Annotated in this window: 16 protein-coding genes; 4 read left to right on the forward strand and 12 right to left on the reverse strand. The window is 65.2% G+C overall.

Going from position 1 to position 23,437, the window contains the following annotated elements; genetic code table 11:
* Window positions 1-50: 50 nt before the first annotated feature.
* From PFX90_RS12290 to rplJ, 8 genes are all read right to left on the reverse strand, one after another.
* Entirely contained in the window at window positions 51-2,669 is a 2,619-nt protein-coding gene (locus tag PFX90_RS12290; RefSeq protein WP_285712782.1) for a beta strand repeat-containing protein, read from the reverse strand.
* A gap of 110 nt (window positions 2,670-2,779) precedes the next feature.
* Complete coding sequence (locus tag PFX90_RS12295; protein WP_285712783.1) at window positions 2,780-4,306, reverse strand: beta strand repeat-containing protein; 1,527 nt, start codon at window positions 4,304-4,306, stop codon at window positions 2,780-2,782.
* Between the two features lie 108 nt (window positions 4,307-4,414).
* Window positions 4,415-6,415 carry a beta strand repeat-containing protein gene (locus tag PFX90_RS12300; protein WP_285712784.1) on the reverse strand — a complete coding sequence of 667 codons (2,001 nt, stop codon included), beginning with the start codon at window positions 6,413-6,415 and terminating at the stop codon, window positions 4,415-4,417.
* Window positions 6,416-6,832: 417 nt separating this feature from the next.
* On the reverse strand, window positions 6,833-7,810 hold the full coding sequence (locus tag PFX90_RS12305) for a CsgG/HfaB family protein (RefSeq protein ID WP_285712785.1): 978 nt from the start codon (window positions 7,808-7,810) through the stop codon (window positions 6,833-6,835).
* Between the two features lie 5 nt (window positions 7,811-7,815).
* Window positions 7,816-8,238: a curli assembly protein CsgF gene (locus tag PFX90_RS12310; RefSeq protein ID WP_285712788.1), complete on the reverse strand. Its 423-nt coding sequence runs from the start codon at window positions 8,236-8,238 to the stop codon at window positions 7,816-7,818.
* Window positions 8,239-8,516: 278 nt separating this feature from the next.
* Window positions 8,517-9,167, reverse strand: a complete 651-nt coding sequence (locus tag PFX90_RS12315; protein ID WP_285712790.1) for a hypothetical protein — start codon at window positions 9,165-9,167, stop codon at window positions 8,517-8,519.
* Between the two features lie 96 nt (window positions 9,168-9,263).
* The gene (gene rplL, locus PFX90_RS12320) at window positions 9,264-9,638 is read right to left on the reverse strand and encodes a 50S ribosomal protein L7/L12 (protein ID WP_285712791.1); all 375 of its coding nucleotides are present in this window, start codon (window positions 9,636-9,638) and stop codon (window positions 9,264-9,266) included.
* 72 nt (window positions 9,639-9,710) lie between these two features.
* Window positions 9,711-10,226, reverse strand: a complete 516-nt coding sequence (rplJ, locus tag PFX90_RS12325; protein ID WP_066527352.1) for a 50S ribosomal protein L10 — start codon at window positions 10,224-10,226, stop codon at window positions 9,711-9,713.
* A gap of 388 nt (window positions 10,227-10,614) precedes the next feature.
* Between rplJ and PFX90_RS12330 the strand changes: the two genes are divergently transcribed.
* Window positions 10,615-11,010, forward strand: coding sequence for a phosphate-starvation-inducible PsiE family protein (locus PFX90_RS12330; protein WP_285712794.1), 396 nt, complete (start codon window positions 10,615-10,617; stop codon window positions 11,008-11,010).
* 48 nt (window positions 11,011-11,058) lie between these two features.
* On the opposite strand, the gene PFX90_RS12335 is transcribed toward PFX90_RS12330, so the two are convergent.
* The 4 genes from PFX90_RS12335 to PFX90_RS12350 all read right to left on the reverse strand — a co-directional run bounded on the left by PFX90_RS12335 (window position 11,059) and on the right by PFX90_RS12350 (window position 13,165).
* On the reverse strand, window positions 11,059-11,295 hold the full coding sequence (locus PFX90_RS12335; RefSeq protein ID WP_066527346.1) for a helix-turn-helix domain-containing protein: 237 nt from the start codon (window positions 11,293-11,295) through the stop codon (window positions 11,059-11,061).
* Window positions 11,295-11,840, reverse strand: a complete 546-nt coding sequence (locus PFX90_RS12340; RefSeq protein ID WP_285712795.1) for a DUF2975 domain-containing protein — start codon at window positions 11,838-11,840, stop codon at window positions 11,295-11,297. The genes PFX90_RS12335 and PFX90_RS12340 overlap by 1 nt, the downstream gene beginning before the upstream one ends.
* Before the next feature lie 28 nt (window positions 11,841-11,868).
* The gene (locus tag PFX90_RS12345) at window positions 11,869-12,006 is read right to left on the reverse strand and encodes a hypothetical protein (protein ID WP_285712796.1); all 138 of its coding nucleotides are present in this window, start codon (window positions 12,004-12,006) and stop codon (window positions 11,869-11,871) included.
* A 109-nt stretch (window positions 12,007-12,115) separates the two neighbouring features.
* On the reverse strand, window positions 12,116-13,165 hold the full coding sequence (locus PFX90_RS12350; protein WP_285712797.1) for a 50S ribosomal protein L11 methyltransferase: 1,050 nt from the start codon (window positions 13,163-13,165) through the stop codon (window positions 12,116-12,118).
* A gap of 346 nt (window positions 13,166-13,511) precedes the next feature.
* Between PFX90_RS12350 and rpoB the strand changes: the two genes are divergently transcribed.
* The 3 genes from rpoB (at window position 13,512) to PFX90_RS12365 (ending at window position 23,406) form a co-directional block, all read left to right on the forward strand.
* On the forward strand, window positions 13,512-17,702 hold the full coding sequence (gene rpoB, locus PFX90_RS12355) for a DNA-directed RNA polymerase subunit beta (protein ID WP_285712798.1): 4,191 nt from the start codon (window positions 13,512-13,514) through the stop codon (window positions 17,700-17,702).
* Window positions 17,703-17,783: 81 nt separating this feature from the next.
* A complete protein-coding gene (gene rpoC, locus PFX90_RS12360; RefSeq protein WP_285712799.1) occupies window positions 17,784-22,085 on the forward strand; it encodes a DNA-directed RNA polymerase subunit beta' in 4,302 nt (1,433 codons plus the stop codon).
* A gap of 220 nt (window positions 22,086-22,305) precedes the next feature.
* Complete coding sequence (locus PFX90_RS12365) at window positions 22,306-23,406, forward strand: GGDEF domain-containing protein (protein ID WP_285712801.1); 1,101 nt, start codon at window positions 22,306-22,308, stop codon at window positions 23,404-23,406.
* Window positions 23,407-23,437: the final 31 nt, after the last annotated feature.

Here is a 23,437-nt window from a genome sequence, read left to right on the forward strand (position 1 = left end):
CAAAAAAGGATCCCGGGCGAGAGCATCGCTCCCGCCCGGGATGGCTGGGCTCAGAGACCGCCCTGAGTGACGGTGGCGGTGTTGCCGGTGCCGTTCTGGTTGACGGTCGAGACGTTGTTGTTGCTCGACTGGGTCACGTCAGCGATGTTGCCGCTGCCGGCCTGCGTGATGAACGACTGGTTGTCGTTGCCGCTCTGGAGCAGGTCGGCTTCGTTACCGGTGCCCGACTGGGTGATTTCCGACAGGTTGTCGTCACCCGACTGGATCGCGCTGGCATCATTGCCCGAACCCGCCGCATCGAGCTGTTCGATGAACGAGTCGTTGTCGCTGCCGATCTGCTCGATGAACGCCCGGTCGAGGTTACCGGCCTGATCGATCTGGGCGTAGTTGCCGTTGCCCGACTGGACCGCGGCAGCCACGTTGTTCGAACCGCCCTGGTTGACGAGGCTCTCGTTGTCGTCTCCGAACTGATCGACATCGACGGTGTTTTCACGCGGGAAGCTGAAATCCGTCAGCGTGCCGGTCTGCGTCACGTTGGAGATGTTGCGATCACCCGACTGGACGATCCCGGCACCAACGGTGAAGTTGTTGCCGAAGCCGCTCTGGGCGAGGTTCGAGGTGTTGTTGTCACCACCCTGATTGACGCTCGCGAAGGTCGTGTCGCCGGTCTGGCTGACATCCGAGGTGTTCTCGTTACCGCCCTGATCGATCACGGCGAAGTTCGACGCGCCCGACTGACCAAGGGTGGAGGTGTTGTCGTCGCCACCCTGCAGCACCACGGCCTGCGAGGTCGTGGCGGTCGGCAGTTCGGAGGTGAAGGTGCCCCCACCCACAAAGCCGAAACCGTCGCCCGACGACTGCGTCACGGTCGAGTTGTTGCCGGTGCCGTCCTGATCGACCAGCGCCTGCTGGAGGTTGCCGGTCTGGGTGATGGTCGAATCGTTGTCTTCACCCTGACGGACGATGGCGATCGAGCCGTCGCCGGTCTGCGACACGATGCTGGTGCTGTCGCTGCCCAGCTGGGACACGTCGGCCGAGTTGTTGTTGCCGGTCTGGTCGATGTCCGAGTTGCTGGTGTCACCGAGCTGGAGCAGATCGGCGCTGTTGCCGCTGCCGCTCTGATCGATGTCCGAAACCGCATCATCGCCCTGCTGCGAGACCGTTGTCAGGTTCAGCGCGCCGTTCTGGCTGACGGTCGAAAAGCCGTCGTCGCCGTCCTGCGTGACCGTCGCGCTGTTGCCCGACGAGCCCGCCGTCACCAGGGTGTTGGTCTGGCTGATGGTGCTGAAGTTGTCATCGCCGTTCTGGACGTTGGTGGCCGACATCAGGCGCGCCGACACGGTGTTGCTGCCGCCGAACTGGTCGATGGTGCTTTCGTTGCTGTTGCCGGTCTGCGTGATGCTGGCATTGGCCACGCGGGGATCGGGGCCACCCGGGGGGTTCGGCGCGTTGCCGACCGACTGGTTGATGGTCGCGTCGTTGTCGCTGCCCGACTGCGCGATGAAGGCTTCCGACAGCTGGCCCGACTGGGTCACGAAGGCGTCGTTGTCATCGCCCGACTGGTCGATCCCGACGAGGCCGGTATTGTCGCCCGAACTGTTGTCGAAGCCCGACTGCACGACGTCGGCTTCGTTGCGGTTGCCGCTCTGGTTGACGTTGAGGTCACCGCTCGTACCGGTCTGCGAGGCGGTGGTGCGGTTCTGGTTGCCCGACTGGTCGATCAGCGCCTGCTGGCCGTTGGTCTGGAACGGATTGCCGGCATTGCGGCCCTGGGTCAGGGTGCTCTGGTTGTTGTCGCCCGACTGGATCACGTCGGCCACCGAATTGACCGAGGTCTGGGTGACCAGCGAGGTGTTGAGCGCGCCCGTCTGGGTCACCGCCGCATCACCGCCGGCATCGTCGGTCTGGACGATGTCCGAATCGTTCCCGGTGTTGCTCTGGATCACGGTCGCGATCGCATCGTTGCCGCTCTGGTCGATGTCGCTGTTGTTGGCGTTGCCCGACTGGACGAGCGAGGCGGTGTTGCCCGAGCCCTGCTGGTCGATGTCGCTTTCGCCGTCGCGGCCGGTCTGCGCGACATCGGCGGTGTTGCCGTCGCCGGTGCCCTGATCGATGGTCGAGTTGTTGTTGTAGGTCAGATCGGTGCCGATCTGCGATTCGCCCTGCAGCACGATCGCGGTGTTGCCCGACGAGGTCTGGGTCACGGTCGAGGACTGCTCGTCATCGAGCTGCGTCACGTCGGCAATGTTGTTGTCGCCCGACTGGTCGACCACCGAAATGTTCGGCGCGAACTGGGTCTGGGTGTTCTGGCTGACGGTCGCGTCGTTGCCATCGCCCGACTGGGTGACGAGCGAGGTCGCGCTCGGCGGGACCGAGAAGCCGACGCCCTGCGGCGTGCCGTCGTCAACCTGCGTGACGGTTGCGGTGTTGCCGGTGCCCGACTGGTCGACGGTCGAAACGCTGCCGAAGATCCCGGTCTGGTTGACGGTCGCGGTGTTCTCGGCGGTCGACTGGGTCACGGTCGAAGCGTCGTTCGCGCCGTCCTGCGTCACGGTCGCGGTCTGGGTGGTGCCGGTCTGGATGACGGTGCTGCTGTTGTCCTGCGCGATCGCCGGGACGGTGAGGGCCAGGGCCAGAAGCGAGGCGCCGGCTAAGATGGTATTCTTCATACAGAATTCCTTTTGGCTGGGTTGGCTGGGCATTAATTATTCGTGCGACCTGGGGTTTTCCCCGGTTGAGGTGTTCCGGGCGGAAGCTTGGCCCCCGCCCGGAAAATTCGTCAGAAGCCTTGCGTCACGGTCACCGTTCCGCCGGTGCCGGTCTGCGAGATGTTCGAAACATTGTTGTTGCTCGATTGCGTGACGGTCGCGGTGTTGAGCGAGCCGCCCTGCAGGATGTCGGAATCGTTGCCGGTGCCGGTCTGCTTGACATCGGCGATGCCGTCCGTGCCCGACTGGAGCAGGTCGGCCGTATTGAGCGAGCCCTGCTGCAGGAGGTCGGATTCGTTGCCGTCGCCGGTCTGGGTCACGTTAGCGGTGTTCCCGGCGCTGGGAACCGTGCCGATCTGCCTGATGTCACTCATGTTCTCGGCACCGGACTGGATGACCGTCGCGTTGCCGCGGAAGTTGGTCTGGATGATACCGGACTGGTTGTCGGCGCCCGTCTGGGTCACCCGCGCCAGATTGTTGAGGTTGGTGAACGGGGCGCCGTGCTGCGTCACGCTCGAGGTCGAACCGTCCGATCCGACCAGCTGGTCGACGAACACGCGGTCCTCGCGGCCCGACTGGGTCACCGTCGATTGCGCGCCGATGCCGGCCTGCACGACGTCGGCCGTGCTCCGCCCGAAGCTTTGCGCCACGGTCGACCGGTTGTCGTCGCCCGACTGGGTCAGGCGCAGGGTGTTGGTCGAGCCGGTCTGGGTGGCGTTGCTGATGTTGTCGTCGCCGCTCTGCAGGATCGTGGCGTTCTGCAGCTTGTTGGTCTGGGTCAGGTCCGACAGGTTGCCGTCACCGGTCTGGGTGACGTTCGCGACCAGCCCGTAATCGAGGTTGGGCGTCCACGGCCCCATGTCGGCCTGCGAGATGTTCGAGGTGTTGCCCGTGCCGCGCTGGAAGACCGTCGCCGAGAAGGTGTTCGAGCCGTTGACGCCGAAGGTCTGGCTGATGGTCGAGGCGTTGTCGCCGTCCTGATCGACGATCGCATCCTGGTTCACCGCGACGGCCGCGTTGACCGTCTGCGAGATCGTCGACTGTGCGCCGTTGTTCTGGAGCACGCTGGCGTTGAGATCGCCGCTGCCCACGCCGCTGGCGGTCTGGGTCACCGACGAGATGTTGCCGTCGTTGTTCTGGTTCACGTTCGCGACCAGATTGAGGCTGCCCGCGGTGTTGCTCTGCGAGACTTCGGACAGGTTCGAATCGCCCTGCTGGCTGACGAAGGCTTCCGGATCCTGCGGCACGGCCCCGCCGGCGCCGCTCGCTGCGGTGTCGGTCTGGGTGATGGTCGACCGGTTGAGCGTGCCGTTCTGGACAACGCTGGCAAGCCCCCCGAGCGATGTCTGCGTGTTCGTCGCGGTGTTGGTCGTGCCGGTCTGGTCGACATCCGAGACAGCGGCCTTGCCGGTCTGGGAGACCGTCGCGCTGTTGCTCGTGCCGTTCTGGTCGACATCGGAGTTGTTGCTGCCCGACTGCGAGACGGTGGCGCCGTTGCCGGTCCCGGTCTGGTCGAGGGTCGAAACGCTTTGCGCCGATGCGGGAGCCGCCGCGGCGAGAGCGAGGAGCGATGCGCTTGCAAAAATGGACTTCTTCATTGTTCTTATCCTTGTCTTGGTTCTCTCTGGACCGACCGGGCCGGGACTGCGCCCTTTCCCTTCCCGAGCGGCGGGGGAGGGCGGTTGGTCCGCTCTCCCCCCGTGTGGTTACGGCTGGTTCTGGAAGACGTTGGCGATGTGGCCGGTGCCGGTCTGGGTGATGGTGGAGACGTTGCCGACATCACCCTGGGTCACGGCGGCGGTATTGCCGTTGCCGACCTGGATGATGGTGGACTCGTTCAGCAGGCCGTCCTGATCGAGCGAGGCGAGGTTGCCGTTGCCGGTCTGGGTGACGCTCGACCTGCCCTGGTCCCCGGACTGGGTGACGTTGGCGGTGTTGCCGTTGCTCGACGCGGCGTTGACGAAGCCGGGGTTGCCCGAGACACCCTGGCTGATCACCGAGCTGTTGCCGTCGCCTTCCTGACGCAGGCGCGCGGTCTGGTTGCGGCCAACCTGGGTGATCCCGGTCGCACCGGCCGGCGCACCGCTGACGTTGCCGTCGCCGATCTGGGTCACTTCGACGACCTGATTGATGCCGAACTGCTCGACCCGCGAGGTGTTGCTCACGCCATTCTGGGTAACCAGCGTGCTCTGGTTCTCCACCGCCGGGATGCTGAACACCGGATTGCCCAGACGGGTGGCATTCTGGTCGATTTCCGAGCGGTTGCCGGTGCCGGTCTGGTTGACCGTCGCGTCCGAGGCATTCGCCACGCCGTAGACGTCCGAGAAGTTGGCGGTGCCGTTCTGGTTGACGAATACGTCAGCGACGCCCGCCAGCTGCGAGACGGTCGAGACGTTATCGTCGCCGCTCTGCACCACGGTGGCGTTGGTCAGGCCGTCAAGCAGGCCGCCAGCCTGGCTGACCGTGCTGTTGTTGCGGTTGCCGGTCTGCTGGACATCGATGTTCGACCCGATCCCCGTGCCGGTGACGAGCGACACGTTGCTGGTGCCGTTCTGGAAGATGTCGACTTCCGAGCCGAACCCGTTCTGGGTGATGTTCGAGCTGTTGGTGGTGCCCAGCTGGGTCACCGCGAGATCCGATTCCGCACCGGTCTCGCTTGCGCTGGAGACGTTGCCCGTGCCGTTCTGGCTGATCACCGCCACGGCGTTGAGCCCGGACTGGGTGAGGCCGGCGGTGTTGGTGGTGCCGTTCTGGGTGATCGTGTTGCGCGAGCCAATCCCGCTCTGGTTGACCCCGGCGAGGTTGCCGGTGCCGTCCTGGGTGATGTTGGTCCGCGAATTGCGCCCGCTCTGGGTGACGCCCGCGGCGTTGCCGGTGCCGCCCTGGTCAATCAGGGTGCGCGAATCCCGGCCCGACTGGTTGACGCCCGCGAAGTTGCCGGTGCCGTCCTGGATGACCTCGGTGCGCGAATCCAGCCCGGTCTGGCCGAGGATCGAGGTGTTGCTGGTGCCCGTCTGGGTGATGAAGGCATCGGCGCCGATCCCGCCCTGCGAGACCGTCGCGCTGTTGCTCGCGCCCGACTGCGAGACATTGGTCAGCGAGGCGTTGCCGGTCTGGGTGATGTTCGAGATGTTGCCCTGACCGTTCTGGCCGACCGTGACCGAGGCATCGTCGCCGCTCTGGGTGACGAAGCTGTCGTTCCCGTCGATGCCGCCATCGGTGTTGGTCTGGGTGATCGTGATGTCGGCGTTGTCGCCGGTCTGGCCGACGTTCGAGAAGTTGGCGTTGCCGTTCTGGTTGACGACGGTGCTCGACAGGAGCGCGTTCTGCGAGACCTGCGAGACGTTATCGGTGCCGTCCTGCGTCACGTCGACGTCGCTGTCGTCGCCGTCCTGGGTGACGGTGCTGGTGTTGCCTTCACCGGTCTGGTCGACTGTCGCATCGCTGCCGCTGGCGGCGCTGGTCTGGGTGACGGTCGAGCTGTTGGCGCCCCCCGCAGTGCTGCTCTGTTCGACCGTGGCGGTGTTGCCCGAGCCGACCTGATTGACGGTCGAGGTGTTGGTGCCGGTGCCGCCCTGGGTGACGCCGACGTTGCCGCCCGAGCCGCCCTGATTGACGGTCGAGGTGTTGGGCACGCCCTGCGCCAGCGCGGCGCCCGCCAGCGACAGCGCGATCAGCGATACGCTGGCCTTGATGGCTTTCTTCATTACGCGGAACCTTCTGTTTTTGTGATGATGTGCGACACGTTCCAGCCCCCGCGGCGTTCGTGCGCCGCGGATGCGTGAATTCGGGTTCGGGTTTGGCGAGGCGCAGGCGGGGAGCGATCGGCGCCATGACCCGCTGCCGCACGCGGACGCGGGTCCGCTGCGAGGGGGTGGCAATGATCGGTCATGAGCCGCTCGGCATTCATGTGTTGCATCCGCCTGTACGATAGGCGATACCGAGCACCGGCCACGGCGCACACAGACGCCGGGCCATACAGGTTATCGCATACCTTGCCTCGCGCGCATCGGAGTTGCCGCTCCTTTGCGTGCTTTGTTTTTCAGCCCCTTCGGTGTTGCCGCACCTTGAGAGCCATCACCCCCCTTGGGACCGTCACGGCCGCAAGGAAAATCTCGTCAGCGTTACGATCCGTCCCGCCGCTTGTCCTCCAAAGGCTCGCCATCGACCACCCGCAGCGCAGTGAGCGAACCCGCCCGCTTGAGCGCCTGCTGGATGTCGCTGGCATCATATTTCCCGTCACGCTCGGCGCGGTAGGCGGCGAGCAGCGGCTGGGCCGCCACCATGTCCTCGAACCGCCACAGATCGAGCTCCACACCCTCGAGCACGAGGCCGTAGACCGCCTTCTCGATCGCCTGCTGGAGCGCGACCTGATCGGGCTCGTTCGAGGTGATCCCGGCCTCGGCCTCGAGCAGCTCGCGGAAGGCGACGAATTTGAACGCATTGGCGCCGATGGCCTGGCTGGCGATGGTCTTGGAGGTGGTCACGTTGGCGAGCACCTCGCCGGTGCGCACCGAGACCGCGCGCAGGTAGACCGTGACGGTGTCCTGCCGGTATTCGGTCCGCGCGCCGATGCCGAGGAAGGCCGCGCCTGCCCCGCCGGTGACGGTGTTGGTGTCGTAGCCGACGATCCCGCCCTCCAGCAGCACGCCCGCAAACAGCAGCGCGGGCAGCGCCTGGGGATCGACCTCCTGCTCGCCGAGATAGCGCTTGCGCATCTCGCCGATGATCTGGCGTTCCTTCAAGAGGTTATCGAGCCGCTCGCGCTCGACCACGGTGAACCACTGGCGGCTGCCTGCATCCTGTAGCGCGCGCACCAGCATCGAGCTCGCCCCCTGCGTCACCGCGCGCGACAGGGTCTGGCCGGTTTCGGTCGGCTTGAACTGCCCGGTCTGGTCGGTGAAGCCGTAGACCGCGATCGCCACCGGGCGCTGGGGCGCGGGCAGCTGGTTGAGTAGGGTCTGCGTCTGGGTCTTCTTCGGGAAATAGGCGAGGCTGGTGGTGGTCGCCAGCGAGTTGCGACCGTCCTGCGGCATGCTCATGCACCCGGCGAGCGGGGCAGCGGCGAGCGCCAGCAGGGCAAGACGGAGGATCCTGGTCATGGGTGTCAGCCACCCACGTCGATGAACAGCGGCACCACGATGCGGGTTTCCTCGCCCGTCGCGTCGTCGCGGATGATGATGGTCACTTCCTCGAGCGACCGGGTGAATTCGATGGTCTGGCCGCCGAAGCTGATCGTACCGGATTCCTGCGGGTTCTCGCCGAAGATCGCATCGACGATCTGCGAGGACAGCGCCGAGAGCAGCCGCGATTGCAGCTGGCGGGCGAAGATGTCGGCCTGCGAATTGCTGCTCGAGGCGCGCGGGTCGCGGAAGTCGTTATTGGCGTTGGCGACGCCCAGCACGTGCTGCGAATTGAACGGATTGCCGCCGAAAGTCGGGCTGACCGGCTCGTAGGTAATATCCTGGGCCGCAACGGGTGCGCCGTAGGCCAGCGCGCACGCCAGCAGGCCAAGCCTCCAGTTCAACATATTCCCCCCCAAGTCGGGCTGCGAGCACTTCAGCGACCGGTTTTTCAACCGCGTGGCAGAAGCCTGCGACTCGCAACTGCTGTCCCGACTCTACGGGTTATTGACATGGTGTAAAGTTAGTTAACCATCGATAGGATGTCGGATTTATACATCGTACGGCTTCGGGGCGGTTGCACCATCTGCAACTCATCGCCCCTCTCCCGAGGGCGCGGCGGCTTCGCTTTTGCGCCGCTGCACCGATTTTGCGATCAATCCGCGCGCTCAAAAAAAATTTCGAGTCAGTCGAACCACTTGCGGCGCCGGTGGGTGTCGTCGACCCGGCGCGCGGCGGGACTCGCCGCGATCGCCAGCATCAGGAATCCGAGGTGGAGCAGGTAGAAGCTGTCATCCAGTATCCCTGCCATGACCAGCACCAGCGTCGCGAGAGCAGCGAAGGTCGCCAGCAGGCACGCGAACAGGAACAGGTTGTAGCGCCGGTGCTTGGTGGCGACCGGTTGGGGAACCCCGCCGCGACCGCGGGCCGAGAGCCGGGCGGCCACCGCACGCCGCCAGCGCCGCAGCGTGACCTCGTAGAGGACATCATTGGCGATATTGAGCCCGATCAGCGGCCCGATCGTAAGGATCAGCACCAGCGGAACCACGACCGCGACCCAGCTGGCGGGCACCGCGAAGGTCAGCGTGAAGGGTATGCCGATGACGGCGACAATCGCCATGCCCGGGCCCGGCACCGGCACGAAGCCCGGGCCCAGCACGCGCTCGACAAAGGCGTTGCCCTCCGCCTCGAGCCTGCGGGCTTCGTCCGAGAGGATGTGATAGGGCGTGCCGTCCGGGCCGTAGAACAGCCACCCGGCCTCGCTGTCGCGCACCCAGCGCGAGATCCGCGCGCCCTGGGTCTCGCGGAAAATCTGCTTTTCGCGTTCGCCTCGCATCGCGCCAAGCTACCGGAAACAGGTTAAAAAAAGGGCGACGCCATCGCTGGCGCCGCCCCCTTTTCGCGTCGATCCGAAGATCGGTGGCAGAAGAGCTTACTTGAGCTCGACGGTGCCGCCGGCTTCTTCGATCTTCTTCTTGATTTCTTCGGCTTCGGCCTTGTTGACGCCTTCCTTGACGGCCTTCGGCGCGCCTTCGACGAGCGCCTTGGCTTCGGTCAGGCCCAGGCCGGTGATGGCGCGGACTTCCTTGATGACCTGGATCTTCTTCCCGCCGTCGCCGGTCAGGATGACGTCGAATTCGGTCTGCTCTTCGGCAGCCGGGGCATCGCCGCCGGCGGCGGGCGCGGCAACGGCAACCGCAGCAGCGGCGCTCACGCCCCACGCTTCTTCAAGCGCCTTGGCGAGTTCGGCGGCTTCGAGCACGGTCAGCTTCGAAAGTTCTTCAACAAGCTTGGCAATATCGGCCATGATGGTTCACTCCAAAATTGTGGCGGGGCGGATTTGCCCCAGGGATTTGTTTCGTCTGGCGAAAAACGTCTCTTACGCTGCGTCCTTGTCCGCATAGGCGGCGAACACGCGGGCGACCTTGGCGGCCGGAGCGGTAACGACCTGGGCGATCTTCGTCGCCGGGGCGTTGACCAGCCCGATGAGCTTGGCGCGCATCTCGTCGAGGCTGGGCATCGTGGCAAGCGCCTTGATGCCGGCTTCGTCGAGCACGACCGAACCCATCGACCCGCCGACGATTTCGAGCTTGTCGTTCGATTTGGCGAAATCGACAGCGGCCTTGGCAGCCGCGACCGGGTCATGCGACCAAGCCAGCCCGACCGGGCCGGTGAGCATGTCACCGAGCCCGACATAGTCGGTGTTCTCGAGGGCGAGCTTGGCGAGACGGTTCTTCGCAACCTTGTAGGACGCACCAGCATCGCGCATCTTCCCGCGCAGGTCGGTGGACTGGGCCACCGTCATGCCGAGGTTGCGGGTGACGACCACCACGGCAACCTCGTTGAAGACCGCATTGAGCTGGGCAACCGCGTCGGCTTTCTGCGAACGATCCATGCCATACTCCTTCACATTTGGCCGACCGGGATGGCTCCCGGACGACCGGCTACGTTTGTCCATGCCGCAGCCGAGGCTCCGACACGGGCGAGTCCGTCGATAGGGAAGGAGGGTGTGCCATCGGCACGAGCGCGGCGTCTGCGATGTCGCAGGCCCCGCGCGAAAATCTCGTTTCCCCGTCTAGGCTGGAAATTAAGACCGGCACATTCCGGTCACCAACTGTCTCGGACGGATGATCCTCGAAAGGATCGGGCGGGGCCAATAGCCACGGGGACGCACAAGTCAAGCGGATTGTCCGCAAGGCCCGGGCTGCGATGGGCGCGCGGATCAACCCCTATGGCGCGGCAAGTCGCTGGTTTGTCGCGCTCCCAGGGTATAGAACGCAGCGATGGACGCACCCGACCCCGCCGAGTCCCCCGCCGCTGCCAACCCGGCAGGCCGCGCGCTGCGCTTCATCGAGCAGGGGCTGCTGATGGTCGCCGCGCTGATGACGCTGGGTGCGGCGGGGGCGGAAGTCGCGGCGGTCTATCAGCGCGGCAGCATCGTGCTCGCCGATATCCTGCTGATGTTTCTCTACACCGAGGTGATCGCGATGATCGCGGTGTTCTACACCGGCAAGGCGAGTTCCTTCGTCTTCCCGATCTTCATCGCCATCACCGCCATCGCGCGGCTGATCGTGCTGCAGGGCAAGGACATGCAGGCGGAGAACGTGGTGTTCGAAGCGGGCGCGATCCTGCTGCTGGCCTTTGCCGCGCTGGTGATGGGCAAGGTGCGCTCCGACTGAATGCGAAGAGGCCGAGGCATCGCTGCCCCGGCCCCTCTCCAAAAAGATTCAGTCCGCCTGATAGCCGAGCAGGTCGCCCGGCTGGCACTCCAGCTCGCGGCAGATCGCGGCGAGGGTGGAGAAGCGGATCGCCTTGGCCTTGCCGGTCTTGAGGATCGACAGGTTGGCGAGCGTCAGCCCCACCCGGTCGGCCAGTTCGGTCAGCGTCATGCGGCGGGCGTAGAGCAGGTCATCGAGCTTGACCATGATGCGGGCTCCTTCGAGGTCGTCGTTGCTGGGGGGCATCACACGGTCCCTTCGAGGTCTTCGCGCATCGCCGCGCCGTGGCGGAAGACGCGGGCGAGGATGAAGAGGGTGAGGATCAGCAGCACCGGCGCCACGTCGAGATCGAAGTCGTCCTTGATCGAGACCTCGCTGAACTGGCTGGCCCAATGGGCGACGAAGGCAGCCACACCCGTGGCGACGAAGGACAGCGCGGTGATGGCGATCTGGATCCAGCCCATGGCATTGAGGCGGTCAGCATTCTCGGGGACGAAGGGGTCTCCGGAGGCGACCGTATCGATGATGCCGCGCAGCTTGCCGAAGAACAGGAACACCAGAACGCACAGAGCGCAAACCACCGCCAGCAAGCCGAGCACGGTGGCGACGGGCATGGCGGTGATGTCGGGGCCGAATTCGGCCCGCATCTCGGTGTTGATGGTGTCCTGCACGAAGGGCAGTGTCACCGCAACGAGTGCGACCACTCCGGCGGCGAGCGCCATGACGCCCTGGATCAGCAGGGTCAGCGATTTTCCTGCCAGCAGCAGCAGATCGTTTCCGGGGGACTTCATCGGACAGTTCCTTTCGCGAAGGGCCGGATCAGGCGACCGAAGGCAGTTCGAAGGCCGTCGGGGTCTCGGCCTGCGCAGGGGGAACGGTGACGATCGCGCCGATCGAGCCGAGGGTCAGGACGAAGGCGGCGCAGGCGGCAAGGGCGGTGTTGGCGAAGCGGGTCATATCGTTTTCCTTTAGAGGGCACATCGTGATTCGATAAATGCTCTCTAATCCGATTCGTGGCATATCGTCAATCAATAATATTGAAAAACGATATTGGTCTTCCCGATATTCAATCTGGCTGCACCGCTTCCACCCAGCTCGCGAGGTCGGCATCGCTGTACCAGGCGCCGGCGCGGTAGCGGTCGCCGGGGCGGCTCCGGTGCGGGGCGCAGGGTGCGAGATTGATCGCCCAGTGGAGATCGGCCCCGCTGCCGGGGCGGTTCTCGTAGGTGATGTCCGCAGCGAAGGTCAGGTGGAGCCATTGGGCAAGCCCGCTCACTGGCCCGCCGGTGCTGACCAGCGCGGCGGTGGCCGAGACGCTGATCGGCGGATCGCCCGCGCCGAAGTCGAAGTCGAGCAGCGCGCAAGGTTCGCTGCGCAGGGCGAGCGCAGGGTCGTCGGCGAAGACATGGCGGCGCGGGTTCAAGTGCGGGGTGAAGCCGGAGAGGTCGAACCCCTCGACCAGCCCGACGCTGTCCGCGGGCGCGGCGAATTCGGCGAGCGCGACCATCAGGCTCGCCTTTTCCGGCAGGAACAGCGCGCCGGGCACCGCCAGCTCGGCGCGGGCATGGGCGAGCGAGGCCAGAACCCCTTCGCCCACCACGCCGTGGTCGAACACCTCGGACACCACCAGATCGACCCCGCCATCCAAATCGCGCATCCGGTCGAGCTGGCCCGAATGGCGGTCGAACACGGTGATGCGCTCGGCAAGACCATTGGCGGCGATCACCTTGCGCGCGGCGGCGGCGAGCATCGCGTTTTCCTCGCAGGCGTAGACCCGCTCCGCCCCCGCGCGCGCCGCCATCATCGCCAAGAGGCCCGATCCGGTGCCGATATCGAGCACCCGGCGGCCCGGCGCCATGCGTTCGATTGCGGCGCGGTAGGCGGCGTTGCGGCGGCGGTCGTGGAGCATCCTGATGTGGAATTCGGGGACTCCGGCGCGCAGCACGCTCGCGGCGATCGCCTGCCACAAGGGATCGCCCGGATGCGCCGCCAGCGCCCGCTCCGCGAGCGCAATCGCCAGGGCGCCCGCCTGGCTCTCGGCCAGCTCCAGCCCTGTCGCCAGAAAATCCGCCGGGTTGGCGAGCGGCTGGCGATGGTCTGTCGGCTTGGCGGTCATGCGCGGTGGTTCAATCCATCCGCCGCCCGAGCGCAAGGCCTTTCTTGCCGCGGCCGGAGTGCGGGTTTCCGCTCCGGTTGACAGGGGGCGAGGCCACTCCTACATGCGCCCCTCGCACTCGCTTCGAGCAAGGCTGATTCATGCGCGGGAATCGGCCTCAGGATGGAAGCGGCGAAGGCCATTTACGCGACGGACACCGGGAGGCTGCTGCCGACACCGCTTCAGATGCGGAGTCTGGCGTGCGGCTTTTGTGCGTTGGAATGGCCGCTTTTTCGCGTGGAACGACAGCGATTTTTACTCCCGCGCGGCATCCTCGCGCGGCCCAACGGAAGAGGCCCACTCCCTCATGGCAACCAAGGCGAAGCCGCCCGTCACCCGCAGCCGCAAGGCGCAAGGGACCGCCAAGAAGCGCATCCGCAAGATCTTCGGTGACATTCACGAAGTGGTGCAGATGCCGAACCTGATCGAGGTTCAGCGCGAAAGCTACGAGCAGTTCCTGCGTTCGGACAAGGCCACGGGCTATGTCTCGGGCCTCGAAAAGACCCTGCGTTCGGTCTTCCCGATCCGCGACTTCGCCGGCACCGCCGAGCTCGATTTCGTGCACTACGAACTCGAAGAGCCCAAGTACGACACCACCGAGTGCCGTCAGCGCGGCATCACCTATGCCGCCCCGATGAAGGTGACCCTGCGCCTGATCGTGTTCGAGGTCGACAGCGAAACCGAAACCCGTTCCGTCCTCGATATCAAGGAGCAGGACGTCTACATGGGCGACATGCCGCTCATGACCGAGAACGGCACCTTCATCATCAACGGCACCGAGCGCGTGATCGTCTCGCAGATGCACCGCTCGCCGGGCGTCCTGTTCGACCATGACCGCGGCAAGACCCACTCCTCGGGCAAGCTGCTGTTCGCCGCGCGCGTGATCCCCTACCGCGGCTCGTGGCTCGATTTCGAGTTCGACGCCAAGGACATCGTCAACGTCCGCATCGACCGCAAGCGCAAGCTGCCGGTCACCGCGCTGCTGTATTCGCTCGGCCTCGATGCCGAGGATATCCTCGGCTACTTCTACAACACCGTTACCTGGGACCGCGCCAAGGACGGGTGGAAGATCCCCTTCGTCGCCGAACAGTGGCGCAACGCCAAGCCGACCTTCGCGCTGGTCGATGCCGCAACGGGCGAGGAAGTCTTCCCGGCCGGCCAGAAGATCAGCCCGCGTGCTGCCAACAAGGCGGCCAAGGACGGCCTTTCCGAACTGCTGCTTCCCACCGAGGAAGTCGTCAGCCGCTATGCCGCCGCCGACATGATCGACGAGTCGACGGGCCGCATCTATATCGAAGCGGGCGATGAAGTGACGCTCGAGCATGTCGACATCCTCGACAAGGCCGGGATCGACCGCCTGCCGCTGCTCGACATCGACGAGATCAACACCGGCCCGTGGATCCGCAACACGCTGAAGGCCGACAAGGCCGAGAACCGCGACGAGGGTCTGGAAGCGATCTACAAGGTCATGCGTCCGGGCGAACCGCCGACGAAGGAAACCGCCGAGGCGCTGTTCGAAGGCCTGTTCTTCGATGCTGAACGCTATGACCTTTCGGCCGTGGGCCGCGTGAAGCTTAACATGCGTCTGGGCCTCGAGTGCGAGGACACCGTCACCACGCTGCGCAAGGAAGACATCCTCGCGGTGGTGAAGGAGCTTGTCGGCCTCAAGGACGGCAAGGGCGAAGTCGACGACATCGACAACCTCGGCAACCGCCGCGTGCGTTCGGTGGGCGAGCTGCTGGAGAACCAGTACCGCGTCGGCCTGCTGCGCATGGAGCGCGCCGTGAAGGAGCGCATGAGCTCGGTCGACGTCAGCACCGTGATGCCGAACGACCTCATCAACGCCAAGCCTGCGGTCGCCGCGGTGCGCGAGTTCTTCGGCTCCTCGCAGCTCTCGCAGTTCATGGACCAGACCAACCCGCTCTCGGAAGTCACCCACAAGCGCCGCGTGTCGGCGCTCGGGCCGGGTGGTCTGACCCGCGAGCGCGCCGGCTTCGAAGTGCGCGACGTTCACCCGACGCACTATGGCCGCATCTGCCCGATCGAAACGCCCGAAGGCCCGAACATCGGTCTGATCAACTCGCTGGCGTCGTTCTCGCGCGTCAACAAGTACGGCTTCATCGAGACCCCCTACCGCAAGGTGGTGGACGGCAAGGTGACCGCGGACGTGATCTACCTTTCCGCGATGGAAGAGCAGAAGCACACGGTTGCGCAGGCTTCGGCCGAACTGACGGCGGACGGCAGCTTCGTCGAAGAGCTGGTCTCGGCGCGTCACAACGGCGACAACCTGATGGCGCCGCGCGAGCACATCACGCTGATGGACGTCAGCCCCAAGCAGCTGGTTTCGGTCGCGGCCTCGCTGATCCCGTTCCTCGAAAACGATGACGCCAACCGCGCGCTGATGGGCTCGAACATGCAGCGTCAGGCCGTGCCGCTCGTCAAGGCGGAAGCGCCGTGGGTCGGCACCGGCATGGAAGAGACCGTGGCGCGCGATTCGGGCGCTGCGATTGCGGCCAAGCGCGGCGGGATCGTCGATCAGGTCGATGCGACCCGTATCGTGATCCGTGCGATCGGCGATGTCGAACCCGGCCAGTCGGGCGTCGACATCTACACGCTCCAGAAGTTCCAGCGTTCGAACCAGAACACCTGCATCAACCAGCGTCCGCTGGTGAAGGTGGGCGACGTGATCGAACAGGGCGACATCATCGCCGACGGTCCCTCGACCGACCTCGGCGAGCTGGCGCTGGGCAAGAACAGCCTCGTCGCCTTCATGCCCTGGAACGGCTACAACTACGAAGACTCGATCCTGATCAGCGAGCGCATCGTGAAGGACGACGTCTTCACCTCGATCCACATCGAGGAGTTCGAGGTCATGGCCCGCGACACCAAGCTCGGGCCGGAAGACATCACCCGCGACATTCCCAACGTCGGCGAAGAAGCCCTGCGCAACCTCGACGAGGCGGGCATCGTCTATATCGGCGCCGAGGTGCACCCCGGTGACATCCTCGTCGGCAAGATCACGCCCAAGGGCGAATCGCCGATGACGCCGGAAGAAAAGCTGCTGCGCGCGATCTTCGGCGAAAAGGCGAGCGACGTGCGTGACACCTCGCTGCGTCTGCCCCCGGGCGTTGCCGGCACCATCGTCGAAGTCCGGGTGTTCAACCGCCACGGGATCGAGATCGACGACCGTACCCGTGCGATCCAGAACGAGGAAATCGAACGCCTCCGGAAGGACGCCGCGGACGAACGCAACATCCTCAACCGCGCGACCTACAACCGCCTGCGCGACATGCTGCTCGGCCAGACCGCTTCGGCCGCTCCCAAGGGGCTGAAGAAGGGCGTGGAGATCACCGAGAGCCTGCTCGACGAAGTCGACCGCCACGAATGGTTCAAGTTCGCGGTGGCCGATGACAACCGTCAGGCGCAGATCGAGGCGGTGAAGAGCCAGTACGACGAAGCCGTCGCGCTGATCGATGCCAAGTTCCATGACCGCAAGGAAAAGCTGGAGCGCGGTGACGAGCTGGCTCCGGGCGTGCTCAAGATGGTCAAGGTCTTCGTCGCGGTGAAGCGCAAGCTCCAGCCGGGCGACAAGATGGCCGGCCGTCACGGGAACAAGGGTGTCATCAGCCGCATCCTGCCGATCGAGGACATGCCGTTCCTCGCCGACGGGACGCATGTCGACCTCGTGCTCAACCCGCTGGGCGTGCCTTCGCGCATGAACGTCGGGCAGATCTTCGAGACGCACCTGGGCTTTGCCGCCCGCGCGCTCGGGCACGAGATCAAGGGCCTGCTGGAGGATTGGCGTGCGGCGAACCCCAACGCGGCTTCGGACTACGCCAACGTGGCGCCGCCCGCTGCCGTGCTGGATCGCCTCAAGGACATCTACGGCGAGCAATATGTCGAGGACCTCGAAAGCCGTTCGACTGCGGATATCGTGGAACTGGCGGGCAACCTCTCGGCCGGTGTGCCGATGGGGACCCCGGTGTTCGACGGTGCGCGCGAAGCCGACGTTTCGGACATGCTGGTCAAGGCGGGGATCGATTCCTCGGGCCAGAGCGTCCTTTATGACGGCCGCACCGGCGAGGCGTTCGACCGCAAGGTGACCGTGGGCATCATCTACATGCTGAAGCTCCACCACCTGGTCGACGACAAGATCCACGCGCGTTCGATCGGCCCCTACTCTCTCGTCACCCAGCAGCCGCTGGGCGGCAAGGCTCAGTTCGGCGGCCAGCGCTTCGGGGAAATGGAGGTCTGGGCGCTCCAGGCCTACGGCGCGGCCTACACCTTGCAGGAAATGCTGACGGTGAAGTCCGACGACGTGGTCGGCCGCACCAAGGTCTACGAAGCGATCGTCAAGGGCGACGACACCTTCGAGGCCGGCATTCCGGAGAGCTTCAACGTGCTCGTGAAGGAAATGCGCAGCCTCGGCCTCAATGTCGAACTGAAGTCGATCCTCGACGAGGACGACGACGGCGAGATGCTGGAGGCAGCGGAATAAGGGGCGCGGGGGCGACCAAGGCAATTGGGCGCCCCCCGTCACCGCCGCAAACGAAATTCATCCCCCTAAGGGAACACAGTCATGAACGACCTGACCAAATTCACCAACCAGCTGGCGAAGCCCGAAACCTTCGACCAGATCCAGATCGGCATCGCCTCGCCGGAGCGCATCCGCTCGTGGTCCTATGGCGAGATCAAGAAGCCCGAAACGATCAACTACCGCACCTTCAAGCCGGAGCGTGACGGGCTGTTCTGCGCGCGCATCTTCGGCCCCGTGAAGGACTACGAGTGCCTGTGCGGCAAGTACAAGCGCATGAAGTACAAGGGCGTCGTCTGCGAAAAGTGCGGCGTCGAAGTCACGGTGACCAAGGTCCGCCGCGAGCGCATGGGCCACATCGAACTGGCCGCGCCCGTCGCGCACATCTGGTTCCTGAAGTCGCTGCCGAGCCGCATCGGCCTGCTGCTCGACATGCAGCTCAAGCAGCTCGAGCGCGTGCTCTACTTCGAAAGCTACATCGTCACCGAGCCGGGCCTGACCCCGCTGGAGAAGTACCAGCTGCTGACCGAGGATGAACTCCTCGAAGCGCAGGACGAGTATGGCGAAGACGCCTTCACCGCCGACATCGGCGCCGAAGCCGTGCGCACCATGCTGATGCAGCTCGACCTCGAAGCCGAGCGCGAAGCGCTGATGGACGAGCTCGCCACCACCAAGTCGGCATTGAAGCCCAAGAAGATCATCAAGCGCCTCAAGGTCGTCGAGAGCTTCATCGAATCCGGCAACCGCCCGGAATGGATGATCCTCGAAGTGATCCCGGTCATCCCGCCCGAACTGCGCCCGCTGGTGCCGCTCGACGGTGGCCGCTTCGCGACCTCGGACCTCAACGACCTCTACCGCCGCGTCATCAACCGCAACAACCGTCTGAAGCGCCTGATCGAACTGCGCGCGCCCGACATCATCGTGCGCAACGAAAAGCGCATGTTGCAGGAAGCGGTCGACGCGCTGTTCGACAACGGCCGCCGCGGCCGCGTCATCACCGGCGCGAACAAGCGTCCGCTGAAGTCGCTGTCCGACATGCTCAAGGGCAAGCAGGGCCGCTTCCGTCAGAACCTGCTCGGCAAGCGCGTCGACTACTCGGGCCGTTCGGTGATCGTGACCGGGCCGGAACTCAAGCTGCACCAGTGCGGGTTGCCGAAGAAGATGGCGCTCGAGCTGTTCAAGCCGTTCATCTACGCGCGTCTGGATGCCAAGGGTCTCTCGATGACCCTCAAGCAGGCCAAGAAGTGGGTCGAGAAGGAGCGCAAGGAAGTCTGGGACATCCTCGACGAGGTGATCCGCGAACACCCGGTGCTGCTGAACCGCGCGCCGACGCTGCACCGTCTGGGCATCCAGGCTTTCGAGCCCGTGCTGATCGAGGGCAAGGCGATCCAGCTGCACCCGCTGGTCTGCTCGGCCTTCAACGCCGACTTCGACGGTGACCAGATGGCGGTCCACGTGCCGCTCAGCCTCGAAGCACAGCTCGAAGCGCGCGTGCTGATGATGTCGACCAACAACATCCTCTCGCCCGCCAACGGCAAGCCGATCATCGTGCCTTCGCAGGACATGGTTCTGGGGATCTACTACCTCTCGATGGAGCGGCAGGAGAAGCACCCCGAATTCATCGAGGAAGCCGACGGCACCAAGATCGAGAAGCTGCCGCGCTTCAGCGACATGGCTGAAGTGCATCAGGCGCTGGAGACTAAGGCGGTCACGCTCCACACCCGCATCATCGCCCGCGTTCCGCAGGCCGACGAGCAGGGCGTGGTGGCGATGAAGCGCTTCGTCACCACTCCGGGCCGCATGCTGATCGGCGAGTGCCTGCCGAAGAACCACAAGGTGCCCTTCGACATCATCAACCGCCTGCTCACCAAGCGTGAAATCGGCGACGTGATCGATCAGGTGTATCGTCACACCGGCCAGAAGGACACGGTGCTGTTCGCCGACGCCATCATGGCGCTGGGCTTCCGCCACGCGTTCAAGGCGGGCATCTCCTTCGGCAAGGATGACATGATCATCCCCGACGCCAAGGAGAAGCTGGTCGAGGAGACCAAGGAACTGGTGGCTGGCTATGAACAGCAGTACCAGGACGGTCTCATCACCCAGCAGGAAAAGTACAACAAGGTGATCGACGCCTGGTCGAAGTGCGGTGACATGGTCGCCGACGCGATGATGGCCGAGATCAAGGCGCAGCCGATCGACAGCGAGACGGGCAAGGAAGCCCAGATCAACTCGATCTACATGATGAGCCACTCCGGCGCGCGCGGTAGCCCGGCGCAGATGAAGCAGCTCGCCGGGATGCGCGGTCTGATGGCCAAGCCTTCGGGCGAGATCATCGAGACCCCGATCATCTCGAACTTCAAGGAAGGTCTGACCGTTCTTGAATACTTCAACTCGACCCACGGCGCCCGTAAGGGTCTCGCGGACACCGCGCTGAAGACCGCGAACTCGGGTTACCTGACCCGCCGTCTGGTCGACGTGTCGCAGGATTGCGTCATCGTCGAGGAAGATTGCGGCACCCAGAACGCGCTGGAAATGCGCGCCATCGTGCAGGGCGGTTCGGTGATCGCCTCGCTCGGCGAGCGCATCCTCGGCCGCACCGTGGCGGAGGACATCCTCAACGCCGCGACCGGCGAAGTCATCGTTCCGGCGGGCACCCTGCTCGACGAAGCGATGGTCAAGGCGATCGAGGCGGCCGAAGTCCAGTCGGCCAAGATCCGCTCGCCGCTGATCTGCGAGGCTGAACAGGGCGTCTGCGCAACCTGCTACGGCCGTGACCTTGCCCGCGGGACTCCGGTCAACATCGGCGAAGCGGTCGGCGTCATCGCGGCGCAGTCGATCGGTGAGCCCGGCACCCAGCTTACGATGCGGACCTTCCACATCGGCGGCGCGGCGCAGCTCAACGAAACGTCGCACCTCGAAGCCATCTCGGACGGCAAGGTCGAGTATCGCGAGATGCAGACCATCACCGACAAGATGGGCCGCATCCTCAGCCTGTCGCGCAGCGGCGAAATCGCCGTGATCGACGCCGAGGGGCGCGAGCGCGAGATGCACAAGGTGCCTTACGGGACGGTGATCAAGTTCCGCGACGGGGATCAGGTCAAGATCGGCGATCGTCTCGCCGAATGGGACCCGTTCACCCTGCCGATCATCACCGAACAGTCGGGCGTGGTGAAGTATCAGGATCTGGCCGAGGGCGTCACGCTCGAGGAGCAGATGGATGATGCCACCGGCATCGCCCAGCGCGTGGTGACCGAGAACCGGGCGACCGGCCGCAAGAAGAAGGAAGACCTTCGTCCGCGGCTCACCCTGCTCGCCGAAGGCAGCGGCGAGACCGAAGCGGCGCGTTACATGCTCGCTCCGGGCACGACGCTGTCGGTCGAGGATGGCCAGACGGTCGAAGCGGGCGACATTCTCGCCCGTGCGAGCCGCGAAGCCGCCAAGACCCGCGACATCACCGGCGGTCTGCCGCGCGTGGCCGAGCTGTTCGAGGCGCGCATGCCCAAGGACGTCTCGGTTATCGCCAAGATCTCGGGTCGGATCGAATTCGTCCGCGAATACAAAGCGAAGCGCAAGATCGCGATCATCCCCGAGGAGGGTGAACCCGTCGAGTACCTGATCCCCAAGACCAAGGTGATCGACGTGCAGGAAGGCGACTACGTGAAGAAGGGTGACACCTTGATTTCCGGCTCGCCCAACCCGCACGACATCCTCGAGGTGATGGGCGTCGAAGCGCTGGCCGAGTATCTCGTCGACGAGATCCAGGAAGTCTATCGCTTGCAGGGCGTGAAGATCAACGACAAGCACATCGAGGTGATCGTTCGCCAGATGCTGCAAAAAGTCGAGATCACCGACGGCGGGGACACCACCCTGCTGCCGGGCGAGCAGGTCGATCTGGCCGAGATGCTCGAGATCAACGGCAAGCTGGCCAAGGGCAAGCAGCCCGCGTCCGGCACGCCGGTGCTGCTCGGCATCACCAAGGCGAGCCTTCAGACCCGCTCGTTCATCTCGGCGGCCTCGTTCCAGGAAACCACCCGCGTGCTGACGCAGGCGGCGGTCGAAGGGAAGAAGGACACGCTGATCGGGCTGAAGGAGAACGTGATCGTCGGCCGTCTCATCCCCGCCGGTACCGGCGCGGGCATGAACCGCCTGCGCGTCACCGCCAACAGCCGTGATGCGGCGCTCAAGGCGGCGTGGAAGCGCCAGCAGGACGCGCTCGCTGCCTCGGGTCAGCGCGAGGTCGAACCGGCCGCCGATGCGATCGGTTCGGAAGAGAAGATGAAGGCCGCGATGGCCGCGATGGCGGCCTCCGCCCCCGCAGCCGAAGTCGAGGACGACGGCGAGGAGTAAGCTCCCGCCCGAGCCCTTGCGGCATCACGAGGGGCCCCGCCCGAGCTTATGCTCTGGCGGGGCTTTTTCGTTCTGCGGCGGGAATCCGGCCTCGCCCGTTCCGGAGCGGGCGCAAGCGGGGCGAAGGGGCGCGCGCGCAATCGTTCCTTAAATACCCTGCCTGTAAGGGGCGCTCATGGGTGCTGCGCATTTCGTCCTGCTGATCAACACGGCCATCGCGGTGCTGTTCGCCTGCGCCTATGCCGCGATTGCGCTTGGCATCGACGGGCAGCGCAAGGCCCTGTGGTTTGTGCTGCCCTATGGGGTCGGCACGCTGAAGCCGCTGTCGGATGCGCTCATCCCGTTTGTTGCGTTTCCCGAATTTCTCGAATGGACCGGATATGCGGGCTTTCTGGCAGCCTTGCTGCTGATGTCGCCCGCGCTTCGGCTGTTTTACGGACAGCCTGCGGGATGGCGCATGGTTGCGCTGGTGATGGCGGGCGGGCTGGCGCTGCGGGCGCTGATCTTTACATGGGACCGGACGAGCTTTGCGCACGGCGTTGCCTACCAGATGCCGTTCATTGTCGCCGCCATGCTCGGCGCCTTCGTCGTCTGGCACCTGCCCTCGCGTGGACGATTCCATGAAGTCTTGTGCGTCATGTTCACGCTGCTTGGCGCGCAGTTCGCGGTAAAGCCGTGGATCGCGGCAAGTGTGGGCGCGGGGCAGACGCTCGCTGACTATACCGCGTCGCGCTACGCGCCCATCTCGCAGGCCCTGACGGGGGTCACCCTGCTGACAATCGGGCTGGTGCTGCTGTTGATGGTGGTCCGCCATGCTTTGGCCGAAGCGCTGGAACTGGCGGAGCGCGATCCCCTGTCGGGCCTGCTCAACCGTCGCGGCCTGCGCGCGCGCAGCGGTGCCTTGGTGGCGCGGGGCAATGTCGTGGCGGTGTCGGTCGATCTCGACCACTTCAAGCAGATCAATGATCGCTTCGGTCATGCCATGGGTGACCGGGTGATCGTGCATTTTGCCGGTCTGCTGCGCGCCGCCACCGCCGCGGTGCCCGGCGCCCTTCTGGCAAGGCTCGGGGGGGAGGAGTTCATCGTTCTCCTGTCAGGCTCGACCGCGACCGGGCTTGCGCTGGCCGATGCGATCCGGGCGGCGAGCGCGGAAGTGCAGGAAGGGTTGCCTCCGGTCACTGCCAGCATCGGCGTCGCCGAGATGGGCGTCGGCGGGTCGCTCGACGATCTGCTGCGCCGCGCGGACGACGCGACCTATGTGGCCAAGCGCGAGGGCCGCAATCGCGTTGCGCTCGCGCCCGTCGCGGCGCTGGCTGCGTGAGGTCGGGGTAGGACGAAAATATCGCTATTGC

Origin of the sequence: Erythrobacter oryzae (assembly GCF_030271515.1) — a bacterium.
Taxonomy (GTDB): Bacteria; Pseudomonadota; Alphaproteobacteria; order Sphingomonadales; family Sphingomonadaceae; genus Erythrobacter; species Erythrobacter oryzae.